Origin of the sequence: Acinetobacter sp. YH12208 (assembly GCF_013418055.1) — a bacterium.
Taxonomy (GTDB): Bacteria; Pseudomonadota; Gammaproteobacteria; order Pseudomonadales; family Moraxellaceae; genus Acinetobacter; species Acinetobacter pseudolwoffii.
In genome coordinates, this window is the sequence record NZ_VPCT01000002.1 from 251,930 (window position 1) to 275,551 (window position 23,622).

Sequence of the window (23,622 nt, forward strand, 5' to 3'; positions counted from 1 at the left end):
TAAAAAACCTGCACAAAAATTGTGCAGGTTTTTTTATCTCAGCTTTAAAATAAAAAGCTTAGCAGGCTAAGCGCAAATTATGGATTTGCTGCTTTATAACCTTCAATTGAGTTCAATACTTCTTGTTTTGCAACATCTGCACCTTCCCAACCACTTAACTTCACCCATTTACCTGGTTCTAAGTCTTTATAGTGTTGGAAGAAGTGTTCAATTTGGCTGATCAACAATGGTGGAAGATCAGTATATTCTTGAACATCTTTATAAATTGGGGTTAGTTTTTCGTGCGGAACAGCAACCAGTTTCGCATCAATACCACCGTCATCTTCCATGTTCAATTTACCCACTGGGCGGCAACGAATCACAGAACCTGGCTCTACTGGATGTGGTGTTACGACCAATACGTCTAACGGGTCACCATCCAATGAAAGTGTATTTGGTACATAACCGTAGTTCGCTGGGTAGAACATTGCTGTACCCATGAAACGGTCTACGAATAATGCATCAGAATCTTTATCAATTTCGTATTTGATCGGTGCTGCATTGGCAGGAATTTCGATAATGACATAGATGTCGTTTGGCGCATCTTTACCCGCTGGGATATTGCTGTAGCTCATAGCATCACTCTTTAACAAGTTATATCTTTTAAAAAACCGCGACAATTATAACGGTTTTTAAAGAAATTTTTGGATTTTAAAATATCGAACTGTAAATATGTCCGCGAACTGTAATTGATTGCTTAAACGATCTTGATGATCAGCAGCAATAAAGCCACAGGACATAAAATTGAAAGTAGCCAGACGATCGAACGTAAAGTCGCCCAATTGGCCAGATAACAAATGCCGTACAACACACGAAATACCAGATAGGCTATCCCGAAGGTCATGACCAGGGTTTGAGGAACCACCATATATTCAGCCATTAAAATAGCGGCAATAAACAATGGTAAACTTTCAAAACTATTTTGTTGAACCGCATTGGCACGGCTCGAGAGCCCGGTTGATTTTGCTAAAAACTCTCGTGGGTTCTGATTGTCTTTCGCGCTAAAGCCTGCCGATTTCTTTGCAATCAAAGTAAATACATAAGGCAAAAGACAAGCGGCTAAAATGAGATAAATCACCCCACTAATGCTGTGCATCTGTTTTTTCTCATGAAAATTTTATATCTATCATAGCATGGTGTTTCGTGAATAAATTTTGTTAAATAGAGTGTTTTTTATTACTTAAGAAGGATTCACTATGGTCGCGCCTGAGCAAAATGAAATGTTCGATGTCCTCGATAAACAGCGCCAGCATCAACGTCAAGTGGATCGCGTATTAAAAATCGTGCTGCCGATTGTGGCTTTTTTGATGGCCGTGATTTGTGCCAATATGAATATCTGGTCGCCGATCTTTAGCTTTGCCATTTTATGGATTGCCTTTTATGCCGTCGGCATCAAGCGCATGCCAATCTGGCACTGGGTGGTAGCCATTTTGGTCTATTGTGTGGTCGACAATATTCTGAGTTATGGCAACTTTAACCAGACAGGATTTACCCGCCAATTTGGCACCATGTTTATTTTTCTGGGAGTAGTCGGTGTAGGACGTCCTTATTTTGACCGCTGGCTCATGAAAAAATAAAAACCTGCAAATAAAAAAAGCGCCATCAGGCGCTTTTTTTAATATCGAGTTTAAGCTGTTTTACGTAAATCTTTACGCAGGATTTTACCCACGTTCGATTTCGGTAATTCGTCCATAAACTCCACATAGCGTGGACGTTTATAACCGGTCAGATTTTCTTTAGCGAAGGCCAAGACTTCTTCTGTGGTCAAAGACGGATCTTTTTTCACAACAAACAGTTTCGGTACTTCACCAGATTTTTCATCTGGCACACCAATCGCAGCCACTTCCAGTACTTTTGGATGGGTTGCAACAACTTCTTCAATCTCAGATGGATACACGTTAAAACCAGACACTAAAATCATGTCTTTTTTACGGTCTACGATTTTCACATAACCACGTGAATCCATGACACCGATATCACCAGTACGGAAGAAGCCATTAACCATGACTTTTTCAGTTTCGTCTGGGCGGTTCCAGTAGCCTTTCATGACCTGAGGACCACGGATTGAAATTTCACCTTGCTCACCCAGTGCAACTTCATTGCCGTCATCATCCAGAATCGCCACTTCAGTTAATGGCAATGGAATACCGATGGTGCCACTGAATTCTTCAGAAGCAGGCGGGTTTGCCGTTGCAACCGGAGAGGTTTCAGACAAGCCATAACCTTCAACAATATTGGTTCCAGTGAGCTTTTTCCACGCTGCTGCTGTAGAAGGAAGTACCGCCATACCGCCGCCCATCGCCATTTTCAATTTGCTATGATCAAGCTGTTTGAACTCTTCATTGTTCACCAGCGCATTGAATAGTGTATTCACTGCCGGGAAGAAAGTCGGCTGGTATTTACGTAGTTCCTTCATCACCGCAGGAAGATCACGCGGATTCGGAATCAGGACGTTGGCCTGACCTTTATACATGCCATAAAGTGCGCACACCATGAATGCAAAGATATGATAAAGCGGCAAGGCACAGAAAATACGGTCATCTGGCTGGCCATCTTGTGCACCAAACTTACTCTGGAAGATCCCGTCACACTGCAACATGTTCGCAACCAGGTTACGATGTGTCAGTTCAGCCCCTTTCGATACGCCCGTAGTACCACCAGTATATTGTAGAACCGCAGTATCGCTCAGGCTCAACTCAGGACGTTTGTAATTGCTCGGGCTAATTTTATTTAATGCCGTATTGAATTTCACGTGGCCTGGAATGTCCCAAGCTGGAATCTGCTTACGCACAGAACGCAAGACAAAGTTCACCAGAGTTCCTTTCAAAGCACCCAGCATATCGCCTACAGAAGCAATAACCACATGTTTTACCGGGGTTTTACCCAGAATCGCCTGGTAAACAGAGGCAAAGTTCTCAATAATCACCAGGACTTCAGAACCTGAGTCATTGAGTTGATGCTCAAGTTCACGCGAAGTATAAAGTGGATTGACGTTGACCAGTACCAACCCTGCGCGGAAAACCCCAAGTGCCACGACCGGATACTGAAGAACGTTTGGCATCATCACCGCCACACGTGAACCTTTTGCCAACCCCAAGCTTTGTAAATACGTTGCAAACTTACGGCTCGCCTCTTCCAGATCATTGAAAGTCATGGCCTTATCCATAAAGATAAAGGCATCACGCGAACCAAATTTTTGGAAATTACGTTCAAAAACATCGACTAGAGAAGTATTCTCTGCCGGTAATTCTACTGTTTCCGGAATCCCTGTCTTTTGGTATTCAGCCAACCAAATTTTTTCCATAATGCCCATCTCTCCAATCATAATCCTTAGTGTTTTCAACTGTTTTTTTCAATATCACACGCCATTTTTAGACTTGTATATGTGCAATATTGCATCCATCTTGTTGAATCGTTGTTCATATATAACGTATTTTACAGGATGGATGCTAGTCTTATCTTTGAATCAACAGTTTATTTGCTTTTTGATATCCGCGTGGTAAAAGCTGTCCTTTTGCACCGCGCTTGCCGATATATTTCTGCAAATCATCCCCTTTTAATTTTAACTGCTGTTGTCCTGCAAGCACTTGAATTATTTCATCAAGCTTCAATATTGTCATGGACAAAATTTGATCACCACCTTCAAGTTGTATCAATTTATTTCCTTTACCTTTGTTCAATACAGGCAATTCTGCCAAATCGACAATCAACAGGCGTCCTGCTGAACTGAGCAGTGCAACATGCGTGGCATCTTCGAGTGGCTGCAGGCTCATGACTTGCGCCCCATCGGATAAGTTCAGGAAGGCCTTCCCTGCTTTGGCATTGGTATCCAGCTGTTTGGCCTGCGTTTTAAAACCATAGCCCTTGTTACTCAGCGCCAGGACTTCCGTCTCATCCTCTGCAACAAAGACCTGTTTAAAACCGATGCCGCTGGCAGGTGATAATTTTGAACTTAAAGGTTCACCCAGACCACGCGCCGACGGCAGGTTATTGATTGGCAAGGCATAACTACGTCCCGATTCATCTAATATATAGACACGCTGATTGGATTTGCCCTGTGCATGGCTGAGATATTGATCACCGGCACGGAAATTCAGATTTTCAGCGTCAACATCATGGCCTTTGGCACAGCGAATCCAGCCAGCTTCCGACAAAATAACGGTCACAGGATCGGCTGGTAACATTTCATTTTCATTAATCGCAGCAGCTTCGGCACGTTGCACCAGTGGCGAACGGCGATCATCGCCAAATTTCTTGGCATCATCTTTCAGTTCATTGATGATCAGCGCTTTTAAAGATTCCGGATTGGCCAGCTGTTCACGAATCACCGCAGCCTTCGCTTCCAGCTCGTCCTGCTCACGGCGCATTTCCATTTCTTCAAGCTTGGCCAAATGACGCAATTTCAGCTCCAGAATGGCTTCGGCCTGAATCTCATCAATGCCAAAGCGTTCCATTAACACGGGCTTGGGCTGATCTTGTTCACGAATAATCTGAATCACTTCATCGATACTCAAGTAGGCAATGATCAGCCCCCCCAGAATATGCAGGCGTTTTTCGATTTTGTTCAGATGATATTGCAGACGGCGGGTCACCGTGGTTTTACGGATCTCGATCCATTCCAGTAAAATGCGACGAATCGATTTCACCTGTGGACGGCCATCAGCACCAATCATATTCATGTTGACACGGTAGCTCGATTCCAGATCAGTGGTGGCAAATAAATGACTCATCACCGCTTCGGCATCAATCCGGTTAGAACGCAATACAATCACTAAACGGGTTGGATTGGCATGATCCGATTCATCCCGTACATCGCTGACCAAAGGCAGTTTCTTGGCCTGCATCTGGTCGGCAATCTGGGTGATGATTTTGGAGCCTGAGACCTGATATGGCAGTTCGGTAATCACAATTTCATTTTTATCGACGGTATAGACCGCGCGCATACGATAACTACCACGACCTGTGACCTGAATTTTTAACAGTTCAGCAGGTGGGGTAATAATTTCTGCTTTGGTCGGCAAGTCCGGCGCAGGAATATATTCTGAGATTTTTTCATCGGTCAGATTCGGGTTACGAATCAGGGCAATGGTGCCTTTAATCACTTCACGCAGGTTATGCGGCGGAATGTCGGTGGCCATACCGACGGCGATTCCCGTTGTACCATTTAAGAGAATATTCGGTACACGTGCCGGCAAGTTCACCGGCTCTTTCATCGAACCGTCAAAGTTGTCCTGCCAGTCACAGGTACCCTGACCCAGTTCAGACAGTAACAGTTCACTGTACTGAGACAGTTTGGCTTCGGTATAACGCATTGCGGCAAAAGACTTCGGATCATCGGGTGAGCCCCAGTTGCCCTGTCCTTCAATAAACGGATAACGATAGCTAAACGGCTGTGCCATCAGCACCATGGCTTCATAACAGGCCAAGTCACCATGCGGATGATATTTACCCAGTACGTCACCGACGGTACGTGCAGATTTCTTTGGTTTGCTGGTCCATTTCAGGCCCAGCTCACTCATGGCATAGACAATACGGCGCTGTACCGGTTTCAGGCCATCACTGATGTGCGGTAATGCCCGATCCATAATCACGTACATGGCGTAATTCAGATAAGCTTGTTCGGTAAATTCTGCTACGGAGCGGTTTTCTGTCGCATGATGCGCAAGGCTTGTCATAACAACCTATAGTCCTAAATAATTCGTTTTTGTATCAATGTTTCTTATGCTATGTCGCGGCTGGGGATGACACAAGAGCATCAAATGCCTCAGCGCGACAATTTGTGTCTTATGGCCTAAAAATATCCACTTTATAGACCCTAAGCAACTAAAAATTCATCAAGTTTATAAGCCCATCGACTCAAGGGTCTTGCCTTTGGTTTCTTCACCCAAAACCAGAATCACGATTGCAACGGCAACCAGAACCGCAGTAAACATGGTGAAGACATAACTGAAACCATTTGGCATGCCCATCAGATGGGTGACAGCAAAAGGTGCTGCGATGCCCCCAATTCGGCCTACTGCGCCAGCCCAGCCTGAACCAAAAGCACGGATATTGGTTGGATATTGTTCTGGTGTATAGGTATAAAGCACGCCCCAAGCACCCAGATTAAAGAAGGACATCAGACAGCCCCAGATCACAATTTCGGTGACACTGCCCGACTGGCCAAAGAAATATGCCGAGATGGCACACATGCCGATGAAACCTGCCAAGGTCGGTTTACGACCGAGTTTTTCGACCAGCCATGCTGCCACCAGATAACCGGGCAACTGCGCTAAAATCATAATCAGCACGTATTCAAAGGACTGGACGATGCTATAGCCTTCTTTGACCAGCAAACTTGGCAACCAGGTAAAGATGCCATAATAAGAAAATATAATACCGAACCAGATCAGCCACAGCATGAGGGTACGACGCGCAAAGATACCCGACCACAACTGGGTAAATGAAATATACTGTTTCTCTGCGACCGGCTTCACTTCAAAGATTTCATAAACTTCAACGCCGCATTGACGCTCGATCTTTTTCACCAGTGCCGAAGCTTCTTCTACACGGCCACGGTTAATCAGAAATGGAATAGATTCCGGCACCATTTTCCAGATCACAATCGCATATAGCGCAGGCAGACCACCGATCAGGAAAGCGGTTTGCCAGCCAAAATCCGGAATGACAAAGCGCGATACCAGAGCCGCAACCAACCAGCCCAGTCCCCAGAAGCTTTCCAGCAATACGATAAAACGGCCACGCACATGCGCAGGAATATATTCACTGACCAGCGTCACTGCCACGGGTAACTGTCCACCCAGACCTAAACCGACGATAAAACGAAACACCAACAACCAGGTCAAATTCGGTGCAAAAGCGCAGGCCGCTGTAGCCAAGCTATAAATCACCAGTGTCACAGCGAATACGGTTTTACGGCCGAAACGGTCTGCCAGACCACCTGAACAGATTGCACCGATTGCCATACCAACAAAACCAATCGACACTACCCAGCTTTTTTGATCCGCAGTCATCTGCCAGTCTTCAGCCATTTTTGCCAGAATAAACGAAATCAATCCGGTATCCATGGCATCAAACATCCAACCGAGTCCAATCACCACCAGCAAGGTGTAATGAAACCGACCAATCGGTAAGCGTTGTATGCGAGAAACTAAATCCATAACAAAAATCTCTGATCAGGTGGAACGGGAGATGCTGCTTTCTCAACAGGTAGGCTGCTTTGTATTTTTTATACTATGAATTAAGCTGAATGCGGCTATTTTTTATAGCCGCATTCATGACGATTACAAATCAGGATTCGTCTTTGGAAGATGCCGAATGTTCATCATCTTCTTTATAAATGAATTTTGGCATTTCCAGTCCAAAATAGATGGCGATCAAACGCAAGCTAAAGCCGAAAATCAGGGTGGAAAGAATGGTCAGGTCCTGCGACAAGCCGTAATGGCTACAGAGCCAGTAAAAGATCACTGAAACAAAAGCAATACTGGCATACAGTTCACGACGGAAAACCAAAGGTACATCATTACATAGGATGTCACGCAAGATCCCGCCGGATACACCGGTCAAGACACCTGCAACGGCACTCACCACAAAACCATGTCCCATTTCCAGAGCAATCTGGCAGCCAATAATGGTAAAACCAATCAGACCCAAGGCATCCAGTACCAGGAAGACATTACGTAACTGGCGCATCCATTTTGCAATCAGGATGGTGACGAAAGCAGCGCAACAGGTCAGCACCAGATATTCGGGGTGTTTGACCCAGGTTAAAGGATAATGTCCCAGCAGAACATCACGAACCGACCCACCACCCAGTGCCGTAACACAGGCAATGATCATGACACCAAACCAGTCCATGCTGCGCCGGCCAGCGGACAGTGCCCCGGTCATCGCTTCAGCGGTAATTGCAATAATATAGATGACGGTCAGTAACATCGCCCTGCTTCCACCTGAGGCTTTGAGATGGCGCTTATTCTAAGCTAAATCTATGTGAAAGTTATAAAAATCCCGCACAACATTGCTTAAATTTTTTCCCCGAGCCACAAATGCAAACCTGTTTCATGCTGAGTTTCTGCTCCGTGGTCGGGTCCAGAAAATACCAGTGGCCTTCAAATTTTACAAAATGCGAAGCTTCATGATGCACGTGTGCCTGCTTGCCAGCATGAAAATACGCCTTAAACTCGACTAAGGCATGATTTTTATCTAATTTTTCATTGGCTTGAATAATCTCAAGCTTTAACCACTGATTGGCTTTGCTCCAATCGCTAATGGCTTGCAAATCCAGTGCCTGCTGCTGACCCAGCGCAGTCGTGGTTTTGATGTAATCGATTTCATGCTTGGCAAAGGCACTATAACGGGAACGCATGAGTTGCTGTGCAGTCTCTGCGACCTGTTGTCCTGCATGCAGCGGCTGACAACAGTTGTGATATTCGCCTTGTCCACATGGACATGCTTCTGACATTTCAGTTCCATAAAAATAGCCCGACAATGCGGGCTATTTTAGCAAACTTTACAGGCCAAACACTGGCTAGAGTCTAGTCCTGTGCAGGAAGCTGCGGAATGATATGCACTTTATCGATCTTATGACCGTCCATAGTCACGACCTCAAAGATATGCCCGACTGCTTCAAACTTTTCACCGCTATGTGGTAAACGTGCCATATGGAATAACACATAGCCGGACAGGGTTGAATATTCTTCGGTTTCATTGACCAGATCACGATCCAGCAGCAAGGAAACGTGACGAATATCGGTAGAACCATCCAGAATCAGGCTACCATCATCCAGACTTTCTGCTGCCACTTGCAGCTCATCTTCATCTGGAAATTCACCGGCAATCGCTTCAAGAATATCAATCGGCGTGGCAATCCCTTCAATTGAGCCATATTCATTCAGCACAATCGCCATCTGTAAGGGAGCTTGACGCAACTGATCCATCACCATCAGTACCTGAGCATTTTCATGTACGATGACTGGCTCACGTAAATGCTTTTCAAAGTCCAGCACCCCAGTTTCAATATATTCATTCAGGACTTTATGGGTCAGCACCACACCGGCAATATTGTCCAGTTCGCCGCGAGCGATGATCAAACGCGAATGGCTCATCTGCAACAATTGTGCTTTGATGCTGTCGGCATCATTGTCCAGATCGATCCATTCCAGTTCGGGACGCGGCGTCATCACCGATTTTACCGGACGTTCAGACAGACCCAAAACTCCCTGCACCATGACACTGTGATAGATGCCGTTGTCATCATTAAAGACTTCATCAGCAAAGGCACGGGTTGCCAGAACATCTTCCGGCTCCGAAGAATCATTGTCCTGAGCAGGTTTACCACCGAGCATCCGCATCACTGCAGAAGCAGTTCGGTAACGCATATCCGTGGTGGTCACCATTTTTTCCTGATTGCGTTTCATGGTCTGATTAATAAACTCGACAATGACAGAGAAGCCAATTGCTGCGTATAAGTAACCTTTCGGAATATGGAAACCAAAGCCTTCTACCACCAGCGAGAAACCGATCATCATCAGGAAGCCAAGACACAGAATCACCACGGTCGGATGCTTATTGACGAAATCCATCAAGGCTTTGGATGCCCATAGCATAATCCCGATGGCAATAATCACGGCAATCATCATCACAGACAGGTCTTTGACCATGCCCACCGCAGTAATCACGCTGTCGAGCGAGAATACCGCATCCAGGACTACAATCTGGACAATGACCATCCAGAATACCGCATGTACCGGATTTTCTTCTTTAATGACAGGTTTGGCTTCCAGACGCTCATGCAGTTCCATGGTGCCTTTGAACAGCAGGAATACCCCACCAAACAATAGAATCAGATCCCGGCCCGAGAAAGCATGATCAAAGATCTGGAACAGTGGATCAGTAAGAGTGACCACCCAGGCAATCGAAGCCAGCAAGATCAAACGCATCACCAGGGCCAGCATTAAGCCCACAATCCGCGCGGCATTACGTTGTTCTGGTGGCAGTTTCTCCGCCAAAATGGCAATAAAAACCAGATTGTCGATCCCGAGTACAATCTCAAGAACAATTAACGTGAGTAAACCGACCCAGGCTGAAGGGTCCGACATCCATTCAAAGATCATACGCTTGGCTCCTGAAGCTCAGGACTGCAGCATTGAATGAACCGAGACTGTAATGAAACAGCATAATATTTTTGATATTGAACAATACCAATTACTTGACGGCGATTTATAGCGTTACACGGCCAACTACCACTACCCATTTTCGTTCTATTGTTGTGAAACCAATTTTCAGTATATCAAGATCAATTTGAAATTCACCTGTTTTCATGGCTGTTTATCGATGAATTTTGCTGAGCCCTATTGCAGTGAAAATGTAGCCGCACACAGAATTGTCATATTTATTAATTAAGCTAGAGTCACCAGAAAGAAAAATGATAAGGTGAAGAAAATAAATGCAAAGCGTAATTCAAATGACAGATTATTTTAAAGACAACTCCCCAAAAACAACTCGCCCTCTAGTGGCACTCTATTGTGGTTCACGTGCAGGCAACAAACCGGTTTATTTAGAAAAAGCCATTCATCTCTCGCAAGGACTGGCAGAACATGGTTTCGGGCTAGTCTATGGTGGCGCCAGTATTGGCCTGATGGGACAGGTCGCGGATGCCATGATCCAGCATGGCGGTGAAGCCGTTGGGGTGATTCCCGAATTTATGCTGGATTATGAAATTGCCCATAACCAGCTCACTGAATTACATGTGGTGACCAGCATGCATCAACGTAAGGCTATGATGGCTGAGCGGGCCTGTGCCTTTGTGGCACTACCGGGCGGACTGGGCACGTTTGAGGAAATTCTGGAAATTGCCACCTGGGGTCAGCTGAACCAGCACCAGAAACCGATGATGCTGTATAACGTGAATGGTTTCTATGATGCCTTGATTGCGCAGCTGGACCGTGCAGTCGAAGATGGTTTTTTACCACCACAGCATCGCGCCAAACTGATCATTTGCGAACACGAAGAAGAAATTTATACAACTTTAACCAATTTAGGCCATCCGCAAAGATTTGTGGTTTAAACCGTTCCAATTAATAAAAAAGCGAGCACCTGGCTCGCTTTTTTATTGGATTTTTAATATCAGGACTTATTGACCATAATTCGTCACGAACTCGTAAAACATCGGCAAAGTTGTTGCCAGAATGACAGACATAGCCAGACCGAACATCAGTTTCATGGCATCTGCACTGACATTACGTGAAGTACGATGTTTGTTGACTTCATCCAGAATCATCGACATGGCAAATTCACGACCTGCGAGTAATCCCAGGAATACCCAGGTGGTACTCATTGGAATGTTGCTCCACTCTTTAAAAACTAACAGGATAATGGCATACATGAAGTCAATAATCGTTGCAGCACGAATGTCGGTCACACCGGTTTTGGTGTCGACAATGTTCTGGATCGCCCCGCCACGTTGATACAGAATGACGCCCAGCAAGACCACGAATACCGTAATCGCAAACATCAGGAATTCAAATGGAACCTGACGTGGCACATACACGAAGATGTTAGCCAGATCCTGAATCAGCCATTGACTCCACAGGAAACCGGTAGAGACCCACTGCAAGCCCATCCAGACCTTGGAGTGCTCCTGATGACGTGTCTTGGCAAAATGGCGTGCCAGCTGCTTGACCACAAAACGATAGATAACAATCGCCACGATAAAGGCGACGGCATAGCCCATCATCGATTTGACCATCATCGAGCCCAGGCTGGCAGGAGAGAAAATCGTAAGCACCAGGAAGGTGGTACTGACTGGAATCCCGTATCTGGTCAGTAGTAACAGGAGAATTGGCGGCACAATGTACAGCCAGGTAATGCCACCTTCAGGGAAAGGAATGGTTTCTAAACGACCGTATGAGGCATCACCCACCCCAGATGCATACCAACCATAGACCAATACGACAATTAAAATTGAGCTGATATAAATCCACAACACCCACCATGGGCGATGTGAATTCGAAGAAATAAATGTCCCTAGGGTTTGAGGTACATCATTTCCGACAATAGAATAAGCGGCTAAACAGAAGCCGATCACCATCAAAATCTCGATTGTCATAAAAACAAACCTATACGCGAGGAGATTTCAGCATTGCTGAAAAGTTGGCCCAAGATTATGACGGTTTTATTTCATTTTCATGACAATTTTGTCATATTTTCATTTGATGAAGATGAAATTGACAGAGAAAGCTGTTTATAAACAAAAAAGTACTGCTTTAATTTTATTTTTATCGCTCTTTACAGCTATGGAGCACCGATCTGATAAATACTCACTTTGTTATGAGTTTTACACTTATAACTGATTTATATCTTGCAAAAAAGTTCACACGTATTCACTACACCTGTGCCTTACTCTTCCTTTAAACTATTCAAAATTTTCAGTTTTCCAGAATTATGAATGCCACGCCTACGCATCAAGCCTTAGATCCCGAATTCAGACTGCTGGTCTTGTTGGTATCGATCGGATTTTTTATGCAGGGGCTGGATACCACCATTATTAATACAGCTCTGCCCGCGATTGCACATAACTTACAGGCCGATCCTTTACGCATGCACAGTGTTGTGGTGGCTTATGTCTTGTCTGTGGCAGCCTGTATTCCCTTGAGTGGCTGGCTGGCAGACCGTTTCGGCGTCAGAAATATCTATTTTGCTGCAATTATTATTTTCTCTTTGGCCTCTTTGGGCTGTGCCTGGTCAGATAGTCTGAATGAATTACTGGCTTATCGGATCTTGCAAGGAATGGGTGGCGCCTTACTGCTCCCCGTCGGCCGTTTGGCCATGCTCAAGATCATTCCCCGTACCCAGTTTCTGGCTGCCATGAGCCTAATGAGTCTGGCCGGCCTGATTGGCCCCCTGATTGGTCCAACTCTTGGGGGCTGGATGGTGGAATATCTGTCCTGGCAATGGATTTTCCTGATCAATCTGCCGATTGGCTTACTGGGAGCGCTGATTACTTTTAGGGCCATGCCGAATGTCATTGAACCGCTGGTCGCTCGCTTTGATTATTGGGGCTTTGTCTTGCTGGTTGTGGCCATGGTGGGACTCTGTCTGGGAATTGAAAATTTTGCCAGTCCACAAAATTCGCTGTGGTGGAGTCTAAGCCTGATTCTGGCCGGAATCTTGGCGGCCTTGATGTATGCCTATCATTCGCATACGCATAGCAATGCCCTGTTCCGCAGTCGGCTCTTTAAAAATAAAATTTATGCGATTGGCATTCTGGGGAATTTTTTTGCCCGTCTTGGCGGTAATTCGATTCCGTTTTTACTCCCCCTTATGTTGCAAGTCGCCTTTGGTTTTGAGCCCTTTATTACCGGTCTATTGATGATTCCAATCGTACTCGGCTCTCTGGCGTCTAAACCGATTATCCGAAAAATCATTCAGCGTTTTGGTTATCGTCGGGTTTTGCTGGTCAATACCTTATTGGTGGGTCTGTGTATTGCCAGTTTTGCCCTGACCACGGCGGACACCCCGATCTGGCTGCGTGCAATTCATTTCTTTATCTTCGGCATTTTAAATTCCCTACAATTTGTATCGATGAATACCCTAACTTTAAAGGACTTAAGCCAGCAGGATGCCAGTAGCGGCAACAGTTTCCTGTCGATGATCATGATGCTGTCAATGAGTATCGGGGTGGCGCTGGCAGGCACCCTGGTCAACATGCTGAGTGCCTATTACGGCGCTGACAATCTGGTGGCTGCTTTTCATGTGTCACTGATCTGTTTAGGCTGTATCAATATTATTGCGGCTTATATTTTCTGGCATATTCCTAAAAACACCCCTGTTTAATACGATATATTAACGCCAGGCGAATGCAGCCTTTAAGCTCAGGTTTAGATACAGGTAAGAACTGAAAATGCAAAAAAATCTGGCTCTGAACAGATTCAAACAGCCGCTTTTCATCGGGCTTGGCATTCTGATCGCCGTGATGATTATCGCCATGATTTATCTTTGCCTGATTAAAGCCCCTTCTGCGCATGCAGCAGATTATCCGATCCAGGGTTTCGATGTATCACATCATCAAAAAGAAATTCAATGGCAGCAGATTTCGCCGGAAAAATACCGTTTTGTCTATCTGAAAGCCACAGAAGGTGGTGACTTTAAAGATACGCGTTTTCAAGAGAACTGGCTCAAGGCCCGGGAACGCGGCTTTCTGGTTGGTGCCTATCATTTCTATCGGCTTTGTCGCGATGGCAGCATTCAGGCACAGAACTTTATCGACTCCGTCCCCAAGCAAGCCAATGCTTTACCGCCGGTGATTGATCTGGAATATGACAGCAATTGCATCAATACCTATTCCAAAGAGCAGCTTCTAAACGAAATCCAGATCATGCACGATGCCCTGCAAAAGCATTATGGCAAACAGCCAGTTTTCTATATTTCTAAAGCATTTTATAATATTGTATTGGCAGGATATTTTCCCGAAGTGCCACTCTGGGTACGCGAGTATAAGGGCCTGCCCGATTTAAACAATCAGCCCAAATGGACCTTCTGGCAACATAGCAATCAGGGTAAAATTCCCGGCATTAGTACAACTGTGGATCTGAATGTGTTCTATGGCTCAGAACAGCAGTGGCTGGATTTTCTGAGAATGAATGCAATTGCAGTACCATCATCTACTCATCAGGCCAAATAAAATCGATCGATTGAAAACAAGCGCTTTATAAAAGTAGAAAAATAAGGAAATAAAAATCTTGAAATGGATTAAAGGTATTTTACTCGGTCTGGTGATTGTTCTGCTGCTCAGCGTGGGTGTGCTGGCTTATCTGCTGCAACCTTCAGGCAAGCTCAGTGACTTTCAGAACTGGCAGCCGCAAAGCAGTTCCTCTCGTTCTGGACTAAACGTTAAATTTTTCGGTGTTTCCACCCTGTTGCTGGATGATGGTCAGGATCAGATCCTGATAGATGGTTTCTTTAGCCGGCCGTCGTTGTCGCAAGTGCTTAGCGGTCCAATTCAGAGTGATAGCGTGCTATTAAGGCAGCTAATTCAAGAGCATGAACTGCACCGGGCCAAAGCCATTCTGGTCAGTCACTCGCATTATGATCATGTTCTGGATCTACCGGCTTTACTGGAAATGCTTCCTGAAACCGCTGTCATCGGTTCACCCACTAGCCTGAATATCGCCCGGGCAAATCCCAAAGTAAGTCCGCAGCAGTTACACTCCGTCACGCCTGAGCAAATACAGCACGTCAACAAATTTCAAGTAACCGCAATTCCTTCACAACATACGCCAGCCACAGCGGTAAATGATGACCTAGGCGAAGAGTTATTCCAACCTTTAGCCCTGCCGGCCAAATTTTCCGAATTTAAGGAAGGCGGCAGTTTTGATTACCTGATTGAGCATTCAGGACACAAGATTCTGGTCAAGGCCAGTACCGGATTTATCCCGGATCAATTTAAAAACCTGCAGGTCGATACGTTATTTTTGGGTATTGCCCAGCTCTCCAGACAATCCAATGACTATCAGTAGCACTATCTGGCTGAAACCCTGCAAACGCTCAAACCCAAAGTGGTCATCCCGATACATTGGGATGATTTTTTCCAGCCTTTAAGCCAGCCGCTACAATTTTTACCCCGCCTTGCAGATGACACGCCAAAAAGTTTAAATCTGCTGATTCAGGCCGCCGAGGCACAAGGCACTAAAGTCATCCTGCTCAGCGGCCCACAGCCTTACTTACTCCGCGAAGCGGTCTCTTCCCAAGCAGATTAAAGCCCCTTAAGATAGCGGCTATGCGCAAAATTATTCATATCGATATGGATGCGTTTTATGCCTCGGTCGAGCTGCGTGAACGTCCAGAACTCAGACACCTGCCTGTGGTGATTGCCTCGCATCATCCCCGGGCGGTGGTTGCGGCTGCCTCCTATCCGGCACGCGAATATGGTCTACGTTCTGCCATGTCGATGGGACAGGCGCGCAAGCTCTGTCCGCAGGTCATCGTGATTGAGCCGGACTTTGCCAAATACCGTCAGGTCTCTGCACAGATCCATCAAATTTTCCAGCAATATACTGCCCTGATTGAGCCTTTATCGCTAGATGAAGCCTTTCTGGATGTCACAGAAAATTTACAGCAGATTCCGAGTGCTACCGAGGTCGCCATGCGGATTCGGGAGGATATTGTTCAAGTGACTGGACTGACTGCTTCTGCCGGCGTGGCACCAAATAAATTTCTGGCCAAAATTGCCTCGGACTGGCACAAACCGAATGGCATCTGTGTGATCAAGCCCTCACAGGTGCAGCGTTTTATTCAGAATCTGCCGCTGAAGAAAATTCCCGGGGTGGGTAAAGTCACCCAGGAAAAACTGAAAAGCCTGAATCTGGATACCTTGGGTGACTTACAACAGATAGATGAAGCTATCCTGATTCAGCATTTTGGTAAATATGGACGGCGGCTGTTTTTATATGCGCAAGGCATTGATGAACGACCGGTCGAAGTAGAACGGGAACGCCAGCAGATTTCCAAAGAGACCACCTTTGATGATGATCTTTATTTAAATCAGTGCCATCCCTATTGGGAAGCTTTAGTTACACAACTGTGGCAAAGCTTGCAAAAAAAGCAGCTTTCGGCTCGCGGCGTTACGGTCAAATTAAAGCTCAAGAATTTTCAGGTGATGCAACACAGTAAAAGTTTTAAGCAGCTCTTGCGCAGTCCGCAGGAATTAGCACAAGCCTTAGACTTACTATTGGATGATCTGCATATCGCGCCGCAGATGCAATTCCGGCTGATCGGTGTCGGCGTCTATCAACTCAGCGCCCCCGAGACTGAAACCCAATTATTACTGCTCTAAACGACTTTTGTTCATGTTTTGAACATCAGTTTAAAAATACAGCAACTTTATTTTTATATTTTGATTTTTTAGAGTACTCTATCTGCGCAATGCATTATCCATGTATATGCTGAGATGCTGAAAATCACCTTTACTTTCAGCATGCTGTCCTGTGATTGGCGTGACGATCAAATCCGAATATTACAGGGCAACTCTGATGTAACTCATGGACTTCCTTCCTGCATGTCTTCTGTAAATCTTCTGTAGTTCAAAAACAACACGCGTAAAGCTGCGCTGTCTAGTTTTGTTGGTGCTGTTGTCGATTGGTATCGATTTTCTCCTTTACGGCATTGTTGCAACCTTAATTTTTAAAGATCAGTTTCCACAGCATTGGTGAGAATATGGACACTCTGGCGGCATTGGCCACTTTTGGTGTTGGCTTTCTGTTTTGCCCTTAGATGGCATGGTCTTTGGTCACGTTGGTCACTAGCTTGGCCATAAGAAAATGCAGGTCTTAACCGTCGTCCTGATGGGAATTTCTAGCAATTACTTGGGCATGGACAAACAGTTCTTCTGGAATATCACCTTGATGGTCGGTGCAATCCGCTGTTTCAGCATTCCGTTTTTTGCCTGACGGGTGGATACATTTCATCATCAAAAAATGTGTGGCTAGAATAGTTTGATTGGTGCGCTCTCGGCCTTTTCATTCTTTATGGCACTCGATGCACAAAACACCTGAATGATCATTGTCGACATAATTTTACTGGCAAATGTTGCATACGACAGGGTGGTCAGGGCTCATCAACCGATTTTCACTTCCCTGTTCGGTACCGAATATCGCTACAGCGGTGCCGGCGTTGGCTATCAGATGGGCAGTATTATTGGTGGTGGTTTTACCCCCATTTATTGCAGCAGTACGGGTGATTTGGGCAGACGGTTCATGGCATTATATTGCCCTCTATCTGGCAGTGGGTTGCTTGCTGACCGCACTGGTCGCAGCCCTGGTGCCCAAAACGCAGGATGAATAATATGACAGTGGAACGCTTACATATCTCGAAACGCTTTTCAGAAATTGCCATTGCAGGCAATCTGGTACATCTTGCCGGGCAACTGGCCACAGATGTTGAGCTGGATATCAAAGGTCAAACCCAACAAACTTTAGATATTATCGACCAGTTTCTGGCAGATGCCGGTACAGACAAAAGTCACATCATGTCGGTGACCATCTATTTAAAAGACATTGAAAAAGATTATGCGGCATTTAATGAAATCTGGGATGCATGGGTGGCTGATATCGAAGCATTACCTCGTACCTGTGTCGAGGCAAAACTTTATGATCCACGGGTTTTGGTTGAAATGACAGTCGTGGCCGTCAAACCAGAATAATGTGGCAAAATCGATATGCATAAAAAAGCATGCTCATGGCATGCTTTTTTATTTTAACCTACTGCTTTGATTTTACTGCGCTCTAAATCTGAATATAAATAATACTTTTTCAGATCATTGCTGACCGTATATTTGGGCATTTTCTTCATTTGCGCTTGCTCCTGCAGAAAATCTTGCCGCAACTGGTAATATTCCGGCACATCATCGTAGCGAATCACCCGATAACCGGCCATACTCAACAAGGCATCCTGAAAACCAGTCTGCTGTGGACGCTTCAAGATTAAAGGATCATCCACAGCCACAATGGCTATAATCTGATGCTGTTGATCCATAATCACAAAATCTGCAGTCAGGTTGCGATATTTATGTCGCGTCCGGTTAAATTTGGTGGTCATTAAGGCGTCATAGGACACATGGGCCAAAACAATATATTCAGGTAATACTTCCTTCAAGCGCGTGAAGGTCAATTGCTCATTCAGGTTAAAAATAGCACGCTGCTTTAACGCGCTGTCTTGTGGTTTGGAATTATTTCCGAGCGTTTTCCATGCCATGAGCACGACACAGAAGAGCAGGAAACTCCCAATCATAATATAGGTGGTCATGCCTCAATCCTTGCATTCTTATCATCATTTTTGTTTTATTGTGGTGCAGTATAAACTCACACTTTATTTTAAATAGGTCTTACAACTAATCTGCTTAGATACCCATACAACCGGTATCAAAACCTGATTCTGCGTTACCTAAAATGACATCTTTCCCTATGTCAATGAAAGTGGATTTAAAGTACTGATAATGCACTCTAAAACATCCCTAGAATTGATCGCAATACAAATCTGCCCAACTGTAGAACAATTCCGATAAAGTGTTATTTTTATATCACTTTTAAGCCAGACTTAATGTAAATAATACATCCTTTTACATTTTTCAGTCCTCGTTTCAAGCTACGTTACTTTACCTAAGTGCTAAAAAAAGACACCGAAGTGTCTTTTCTATTAACTCAATTATGCACGTGATTTAGGCTTTGCTTTCGGCTTTGATCCACCAAATGGTTTTTTGGCATCCCCTGTTTCACGCGGCGGTAGGCCTGTGTGCTGGGTCAGGATTTGACCACGCTCAGGACGCTTCTTGGTATTTGAAGGACGGGACTGAGCTTGTGCAGCCTTGCCACGATTTCCCTGCTCACCGGTACGTTTCTGCGAATCACCCGCCACTGTCGAGTTTTTCTTGCGCGCAGACTGGTATTGACCTTCTGCACTGCCAGCAGGCTGATAAGTCGGAATCAAATGCTGTTTGGAGTTACCAATCAAATCCTGACGACCCATTTCTCTCAGAGCTTCACGCAACAACGGCCAGTTGTTTGAATCATGGTAACGCAAGAAAGCTTTGTGCAGACGACGACGTTTATCACCTTTGACAATATCTACTTGCTCAGTATAACGTGCCACTTTGGCAAGCGGGTTTTTACCGGTGTAATACATGGTGGTAGCCGTTGCCATCGGTGATGGATAAAAGGTCTGTACTTGGTCAGCACGGAAACCGTTCTTCTTCAACCAAATCGCAAGATTCATCATGTCGTAATCGGTAGTCCCCGGATGCGCTGCGATGAAATAAGGAATCAGATACTGTTCCTTGCCGGCTTCCTTACTATAACGTTCAAACATCTGTTTGAAACGATCATAGGTTCCGATTCCCGGCTTCATCATTTTATTGAGTGGGCCTTTTTCGGTATGTTCCGGTGCAATTTTTAAATAACCACCGACGTGATGGGTTACCAATTCTTTGACATATTCAGGGTTTAAAACCGCTAAGTCATAACGTAAACCAGAACCAATCAAGATCTTCTTAATACCCGGTAATGAACGTGCTTTACGGTATAACTGGGTCAATGGTGCATGATCGGTATGCAGGTTCTGACAAACGCCCGGGAAGACACACGACGGTTTACGGCAGTTCTTTTCAATCTCTGGATCTTTACAGGCCAGACGGTACATGTTGGCTGTCGGGCCACCTAGGTCTGAAATAATCCCGGTAAAGCCCGGCGCCGTATCACGGATTTTTTCCACTTCACGCAGAATCGACTCTTCAGAACGGTTCTGGATAATACGACCCTCATGTTCTGTAATCGAACAGAAGGTACAGCCACCAAAACAGCCACGCATGATATTCACAGAGAACTTGATCATGTCAAACGCTGGAAAACGCGCTTCACCATAAGCAGGATGTGGCAAACGTGCATAAGGCAGGTCAAACACATAGTCCATTTCTTCCGTGGTCAACGGAATTGGTGGCGCATTTAGCCAGACATCACGTTCACCATGCTTTTGTACCATGGCACGGGCATTGCCCGGATTGGTTTCTAAATGCAAAATTCGGTTGGCATGGGCATAAAGCACCGGATCTGCAGCCACTTCTTCAAATGCAGGCAAGCGAATTACGGCCAGTTCACGCGGTGGTAATTTATGTTTAATTGCTTTTGAAGCGGGTTGTAATTGCACGATTTGCGTATCAGGATCTAGCTCATCGCCGGCCCGCACAATCGGATTGGCGACAGGCTCTTTCTGGAAACCTTGATATTGAGTCAGACTATCTTTGTCTTTTTCAATTTCACAACCTTCCAGATCTTCAGTCATCACATAAGGGTTAATGATTGGATCGACACGGCCAATCGCATCAACATCATTCGAGGCAATTTCGACAAACTTTGCTTTCGATGCACGGTTATGTTTATTGACAATGAACGCAGTACCGCGAACATCGGTAATCTCGTGAATTTTTTCGCCACGCGCCAGACGATGCATAATTTCGGTAATTGAGCGTTCGCCATTGCCGTACATCAAAAGATCGGCTTTTGAGTCCATCAACACTGAACGACGGACTTTATCTGACCAGTAATCATAATGTGCAATACGACGCAGAGAAGCTTCAATTCCACCTAATAATACAGGCACATCTGGATATGCTTCACGGACACGCTGACAATATACAGTTGCTGCACGGTCTGGACGTTTATTTGGCTGATTATCTGGGGAATAGGCATCATCCGAGCGGATTTTACGGTCGGCGGTATAACGGTTGATCATGGAATCCATGTTCCCTGCCGTTACCCCCCAAGCAATATTCGGTTTACCCAGAACGCGGAACGCATCCACGTTGGTCCAGTCTGGCTGTGCAATAATACCGACACGAAAGCCTTGGGCTTCTAATACCCGGCCAATAATACCTGAACAGAAAGACGGATGATCAATATAGGCATCGCCACAGACCAGAATAAAGTCACAGCTGTCCCAGCCGAGTTGATCCATTTCCTCGCGTGACATCGGCAAAAAAGGCGCAGGGTCAAAACAAGACGCCCAATATTTGTCGTAATCAAACAACGCTTTTGGCGCAGTCTGCATGGTATAAGCAGTAGACATGGCTAGCAATTCTCGGCTGGCAGATGATAGGAGATCTAAAATAAGATCAAAGATGAAAGCCGATCATTTTACCATGAATTAGACCCAGCTTGCTTGATTATAATTTATACAAAATCAGGAACTAAGCGAATCAAGGCCTGGTCATCATCAGAATTGAAAGCAAAATGATCCGCAAGATAAATGCACAGGGTTTATTTTATAGAGAAAAATCTAAATACGATGTTCTAATCTGAGCGGAGCTTGAAACTGAATGCCAGACCACTCAGCAACAGTAGTGTAATAAATGCAGTTAATCCACTCCAACCATAATTTTCCCAGACCAGTCCACTCGAACTGCCCAACACACTGGAACCGAGGTAATAACAGAATAAATATAGCGAAGAACCGACTGCCCGATATTGTAACGACTGGATCGACACCCAGCTACTTGCAGTAGAGTGCGCGGCAAAAAATGAAAAAGTGAAGATTAGTAATCCGATAAAGACCAGAGCCAGCTGGTTGAGCAGCATGAGCGTTAATCCAAGGAGCATCATCAGCATCATGACGACCAATGTCTTGAATTTACCATAATGCCGACCCCAATGTGCCGCTCGGGGGGAGCTATAAATACCAGCCAAATATGTCACCGAGATTAAACCAATCCAGGCCTGTGATAATTCAAAAGGTGCCTGAAGCAAACGATAGCTGAGATAGTTAAATATCGAGACAAAACAGCCCATCAGGATAAAACCTTGCAGAAATAAAATCCGAAGTTTCGGATCGGCCAGATTATGCCTGAATGAGTTTTTGAATCGATTAAACTTGATCGGATAAGCTTTAAAATGTTGCGATGCCGGCAACAGATAATAAAATAATCCTGCAATACAGATATTTAAGATACCAATTATCAGAGTAGCAGATTGCCAGGAGATAAAATCAACTAGAACTCCGGCAATCAAACGCCCGCCCATCCCGCCAATGGCTGTACCAGAAATATATAAGCCCATGGCGAAACCGATATCTTTTTCGGCAATTTCTTCCCCGATATAAGTCATGGCGACTGCTGCCACACCACTGACACAGAGACCAATCAAGATCCGAAGCAATAAAAATACCGACCAAAGAGATAGTATCGAACTGAGCATTAACAAAATTGCAATCAATGCCAGGGAACAGACCATCACCGGTTTACGTCCAAAACGGTCTGAAATCAGTCCGGTAAATAGCAGACCAATGGCTAAGGCAAGGGTAGAAAGTGATAAGGGAAAACTACTTTGAGTCGGACTGACCTGAAAATAATCTGCCAAAATGGGCATCATCGGCTGTAGGCAATACAAAGATGAGAAAATGGCAAAGCCGGCAAGAAATAAGGAAAAAAGTACTGCTTTAAATGCGGTAGTACCATATTCAATATGGCTAGAAGATGAATTTGAGGACATATCCGCTCCTTAGATAGATCCAGTATACGCCTTTCGCTCATTTTTTCTGTGGAGATTTCATCTGAGTGATCACCTAAGCCTTTCTTCACGCACAAAAAAACACCCCCAACTGTTAAATTGGGGGTGTTTGGAATAATGAGCTGGCGATGACTTACTCTCACATGGGTAACCCCACACTACCATCAGCGCAAAGAGGTTTCACTTCTGAGTTCGGGAAGGGATCAGGTGGTTCACTCTTGCTATTGTCGCCAGCACAACTGTTTATGGATACTCGCTTTGGTCTTATTTCGTCACTTTTCAGTGTATGCCAATGCTTTCTACCAAATGAGTTATTAACAGAATATTTGGGTTGAATTAAGTTTGTTTAGTTTAACTAGCTTGATCACTAAATCAAGTTATTTTGCTGAATATCGAATCAATTGATGCTTAATACAACAACTGTTTGGGTGTTGTATAGTCAAGCCTCACGAGCAATTAGTATTGGTCAGCTTCACATATCACTATGCTTCCACATCCAACCTATCAACGTCGTAGTCTTCAACGGCTCTTTAGAGGA

General features: G+C 45.0%; 18 protein-coding genes, 2 rRNA genes and 2 pseudogenes. 8 read left to right on the forward strand and 14 right to left on the reverse strand.

Annotation, left to right across the window (positions count from 1 at the left end; genetic code table 11):
* Positions 1 to 77 precede the first annotated feature (77 nt).
* Both ppa and FTU95_RS04180 read right to left on the reverse strand, forming a co-directional pair.
* Positions 78 to 614, reverse strand: a complete 537-nt coding sequence (ppa, locus tag FTU95_RS04175; RefSeq protein ID WP_004975651.1) for an inorganic diphosphatase — start codon at positions 612 to 614, stop codon at positions 78 to 80.
* Between the two features lie 122 nt (positions 615 to 736).
* Complete coding sequence (locus FTU95_RS04180) at positions 737 to 1,135, reverse strand: MAPEG family protein (protein ID WP_005094494.1); 399 nt, start codon at positions 1,133 to 1,135, stop codon at positions 737 to 739.
* A gap of 100 nt (positions 1,136 to 1,235) precedes the next feature.
* Between FTU95_RS04180 and FTU95_RS04185 the strand changes: the two genes are divergently transcribed.
* Positions 1,236 to 1,616: a hypothetical protein gene (locus tag FTU95_RS04185; RefSeq protein WP_074383676.1), complete on the forward strand. Its 381-nt coding sequence runs from the start codon at positions 1,236 to 1,238 to the stop codon at positions 1,614 to 1,616.
* 50 nt (positions 1,617 to 1,666) lie between these two features.
* On the opposite strand, the gene FTU95_RS04190 is transcribed toward FTU95_RS04185, so the two are convergent.
* From FTU95_RS04190 to FTU95_RS04215, 6 genes are all read right to left on the reverse strand, one after another.
* Positions 1,667 to 3,343, reverse strand: a complete 1,677-nt coding sequence (locus FTU95_RS04190; RefSeq protein ID WP_005094498.1) for a long-chain-fatty-acid--CoA ligase — start codon at positions 3,341 to 3,343, stop codon at positions 1,667 to 1,669.
* 151 nt (positions 3,344 to 3,494) lie between these two features.
* Positions 3,495 to 5,714, reverse strand: coding sequence for a DNA topoisomerase IV subunit A (gene parC, locus FTU95_RS04195; protein ID WP_180077651.1), 2,220 nt, complete (start codon positions 5,712 to 5,714; stop codon positions 3,495 to 3,497).
* A gap of 165 nt (positions 5,715 to 5,879) precedes the next feature.
* On the reverse strand, positions 5,880 to 7,199 hold the full coding sequence (locus tag FTU95_RS04200; protein ID WP_005108434.1) for an MFS transporter: 1,320 nt from the start codon (positions 7,197 to 7,199) through the stop codon (positions 5,880 to 5,882).
* A gap of 130 nt (positions 7,200 to 7,329) precedes the next feature.
* Positions 7,330 to 7,974 carry a trimeric intracellular cation channel family protein gene (locus FTU95_RS04205; RefSeq protein ID WP_005108433.1) on the reverse strand — a complete coding sequence of 215 codons (645 nt, stop codon included), beginning with the start codon at positions 7,972 to 7,974 and terminating at the stop codon, positions 7,330 to 7,332.
* 61 nt (positions 7,975 to 8,035) lie between these two features.
* Entirely contained in the window at positions 8,036 to 8,500 is a 465-nt protein-coding gene (locus FTU95_RS04210; RefSeq protein WP_180077653.1) for a YchJ family protein, read from the reverse strand.
* 73 nt (positions 8,501 to 8,573) lie between these two features.
* The gene (locus FTU95_RS04215; protein WP_180077655.1) at positions 8,574 to 10,151 is read right to left on the reverse strand and encodes a TerC family protein; all 1,578 of its coding nucleotides are present in this window, start codon (positions 10,149 to 10,151) and stop codon (positions 8,574 to 8,576) included.
* A gap of 332 nt (positions 10,152 to 10,483) precedes the next feature.
* Between FTU95_RS04215 and FTU95_RS04220 the strand changes: the two genes are divergently transcribed.
* Positions 10,484 to 11,104, forward strand: a complete 621-nt coding sequence (locus FTU95_RS04220; protein ID WP_004732555.1) for a TIGR00730 family Rossman fold protein — start codon at positions 10,484 to 10,486, stop codon at positions 11,102 to 11,104.
* A gap of 66 nt (positions 11,105 to 11,170) precedes the next feature.
* Here FTU95_RS04220 and FTU95_RS04225 read toward each other — a convergent pair whose 3' ends face one another.
* The gene (locus FTU95_RS04225; protein ID WP_086044352.1) at positions 11,171 to 12,145 is read right to left on the reverse strand and encodes a hypothetical protein; all 975 of its coding nucleotides are present in this window, start codon (positions 12,143 to 12,145) and stop codon (positions 11,171 to 11,173) included.
* Between the two features lie 335 nt (positions 12,146 to 12,480).
* On the opposite strand from FTU95_RS04225, the gene mdtD reads away from it, so the two are divergent.
* From mdtD to FTU95_RS04255, 6 genes and pseudogenes are all read left to right on the forward strand, one after another.
* A complete protein-coding gene (mdtD, locus tag FTU95_RS04230) occupies positions 12,481 to 13,872 on the forward strand; it encodes a multidrug transporter subunit MdtD (RefSeq protein WP_180077657.1) in 1,392 nt (463 codons plus the stop codon).
* 67 nt (positions 13,873 to 13,939) lie between these two features.
* The gene (locus FTU95_RS04235; protein WP_180077659.1) at positions 13,940 to 14,719 is read left to right on the forward strand and encodes a GH25 family lysozyme; all 780 of its coding nucleotides are present in this window, start codon (positions 13,940 to 13,942) and stop codon (positions 14,717 to 14,719) included.
* A 58-nt stretch (positions 14,720 to 14,777) separates the two neighbouring features.
* Positions 14,778 to 15,794, forward strand: a pseudogene (locus FTU95_RS04240) (MBL fold metallo-hydrolase).
* 20 nt (positions 15,795 to 15,814) lie between these two features.
* On the forward strand, positions 15,815 to 16,870 hold the full coding sequence (gene dinB, locus FTU95_RS04245) for a DNA polymerase IV (protein ID WP_180077661.1): 1,056 nt from the start codon (positions 15,815 to 15,817) through the stop codon (positions 16,868 to 16,870).
* Between the two features lie 273 nt (positions 16,871 to 17,143).
* A pseudogene (locus FTU95_RS04250) lies at positions 17,144 to 17,877 on the forward strand (hypothetical protein).
* A gap of 1 nt (position 17,878) precedes the next feature.
* Positions 17,879 to 18,235 (forward strand): RidA family protein, encoded by a 357-nt coding sequence (locus FTU95_RS04255; RefSeq protein ID WP_005094519.1) that lies wholly within the window; start codon positions 17,879 to 17,881, stop codon positions 18,233 to 18,235.
* A 53-nt stretch (positions 18,236 to 18,288) separates the two neighbouring features.
* On the opposite strand, the gene FTU95_RS04260 is transcribed toward FTU95_RS04255, so the two are convergent.
* From FTU95_RS04260 to FTU95_RS04280, 5 genes are all read right to left on the reverse strand, one after another.
* On the reverse strand, positions 18,289 to 18,837 hold the full coding sequence (locus FTU95_RS04260; RefSeq protein WP_005169085.1) for a DUF2726 domain-containing protein: 549 nt from the start codon (positions 18,835 to 18,837) through the stop codon (positions 18,289 to 18,291).
* Positions 18,838 to 19,236: 399 nt separating this feature from the next.
* Entirely contained in the window at positions 19,237 to 21,648 is a 2,412-nt protein-coding gene (locus tag FTU95_RS04265) for a YgiQ family radical SAM protein (protein WP_005169087.1), read from the reverse strand.
* A gap of 224 nt (positions 21,649 to 21,872) precedes the next feature.
* Positions 21,873 to 23,066, reverse strand: a complete 1,194-nt coding sequence (locus tag FTU95_RS04270; protein WP_180077663.1) for an MFS transporter — start codon at positions 23,064 to 23,066, stop codon at positions 21,873 to 21,875.
* Positions 23,067 to 23,204: 138 nt separating this feature from the next.
* Positions 23,205 to 23,319, reverse strand: a 5S ribosomal RNA gene (rrf, locus tag FTU95_RS04275).
* 200 nt (positions 23,320 to 23,519) lie between these two features.
* Positions 23,520 to 23,622: ribosomal RNA gene (locus FTU95_RS04280) — 23S ribosomal RNA — on the reverse strand; the annotation flags it as partial.

What these genes read in the sequence shown, in the direction of transcription:
- FTU95_RS04215 (WP_180077655.1), bottom strand. Translation starts at nt 10,151, where the DNA reads ATGATCTTTGAATGGATGTCGGACCCTTCAGCCTGGGTCGGTTTACTC.
- dinB (WP_180077661.1), top strand. Translation starts at nt 15,815, where the DNA reads ATGCGCAAAATTATTCATATCGATATGGATGCGTTTTATGCCTCGGTC.
- FTU95_RS04225 (WP_086044352.1), bottom strand. Translation starts at nt 12,145, where the DNA reads ATGACAATCGAGATTTTGATGGTGATCGGCTTCTGTTTAGCCGCTTAT.
- FTU95_RS04200 (WP_005108434.1), bottom strand. Translation starts at nt 7,199, where the DNA reads ATGGATTTAGTTTCTCGCATACAACGCTTACCGATTGGTCGGTTTCAT.
- FTU95_RS04265 (WP_005169087.1), bottom strand. Translation starts at nt 21,648, where the DNA reads ATGTCTACTGCTTATACCATGCAGACTGCGCCAAAAGCGTTGTTTGAT.
- mdtD (WP_180077657.1), top strand. Translation starts at nt 12,481, where the DNA reads ATGAATGCCACGCCTACGCATCAAGCCTTAGATCCCGAATTCAGACTG.
- FTU95_RS04185 (WP_074383676.1), top strand. Translation starts at nt 1,236, where the DNA reads ATGGTCGCGCCTGAGCAAAATGAAATGTTCGATGTCCTCGATAAACAG.
- parC (WP_180077651.1), bottom strand. Translation starts at nt 5,714, where the DNA reads ATGACAAGCCTTGCGCATCATGCGACAGAAAACCGCTCCGTAGCAGAA.
- ppa (WP_004975651.1), bottom strand. Translation starts at nt 614, where the DNA reads ATGAGCTACAGCAATATCCCAGCGGGTAAAGATGCGCCAAACGACATC.
- FTU95_RS04270 (WP_180077663.1), bottom strand. Translation starts at nt 23,066, where the DNA reads ATGTCCTCAAATTCATCTTCTAGCCATATTGAATATGGTACTACCGCA.
- FTU95_RS04180 (WP_005094494.1), bottom strand. Translation starts at nt 1,135, where the DNA reads ATGCACAGCATTAGTGGGGTGATTTATCTCATTTTAGCCGCTTGTCTT.
- FTU95_RS04255 (WP_005094519.1), top strand. Translation starts at nt 17,879, where the DNA reads ATGACAGTGGAACGCTTACATATCTCGAAACGCTTTTCAGAAATTGCC.
- FTU95_RS04235 (WP_180077659.1), top strand. Translation starts at nt 13,940, where the DNA reads ATGCAAAAAAATCTGGCTCTGAACAGATTCAAACAGCCGCTTTTCATC.
- FTU95_RS04205 (WP_005108433.1), bottom strand. Translation starts at nt 7,974, where the DNA reads ATGTTACTGACCGTCATCTATATTATTGCAATTACCGCTGAAGCGATG.
- FTU95_RS04210 (WP_180077653.1), bottom strand. Translation starts at nt 8,500, where the DNA reads ATGTCAGAAGCATGTCCATGTGGACAAGGCGAATATCACAACTGTTGT.
- FTU95_RS04190 (WP_005094498.1), bottom strand. Translation starts at nt 3,343, where the DNA reads ATGGAAAAAATTTGGTTGGCTGAATACCAAAAGACAGGGATTCCGGAA.
- FTU95_RS04220 (WP_004732555.1), top strand. Translation starts at nt 10,484, where the DNA reads ATGCAAAGCGTAATTCAAATGACAGATTATTTTAAAGACAACTCCCCA.
- FTU95_RS04260 (WP_005169085.1), bottom strand. Translation starts at nt 18,837, where the DNA reads ATGACCACCTATATTATGATTGGGAGTTTCCTGCTCTTCTGTGTCGTG.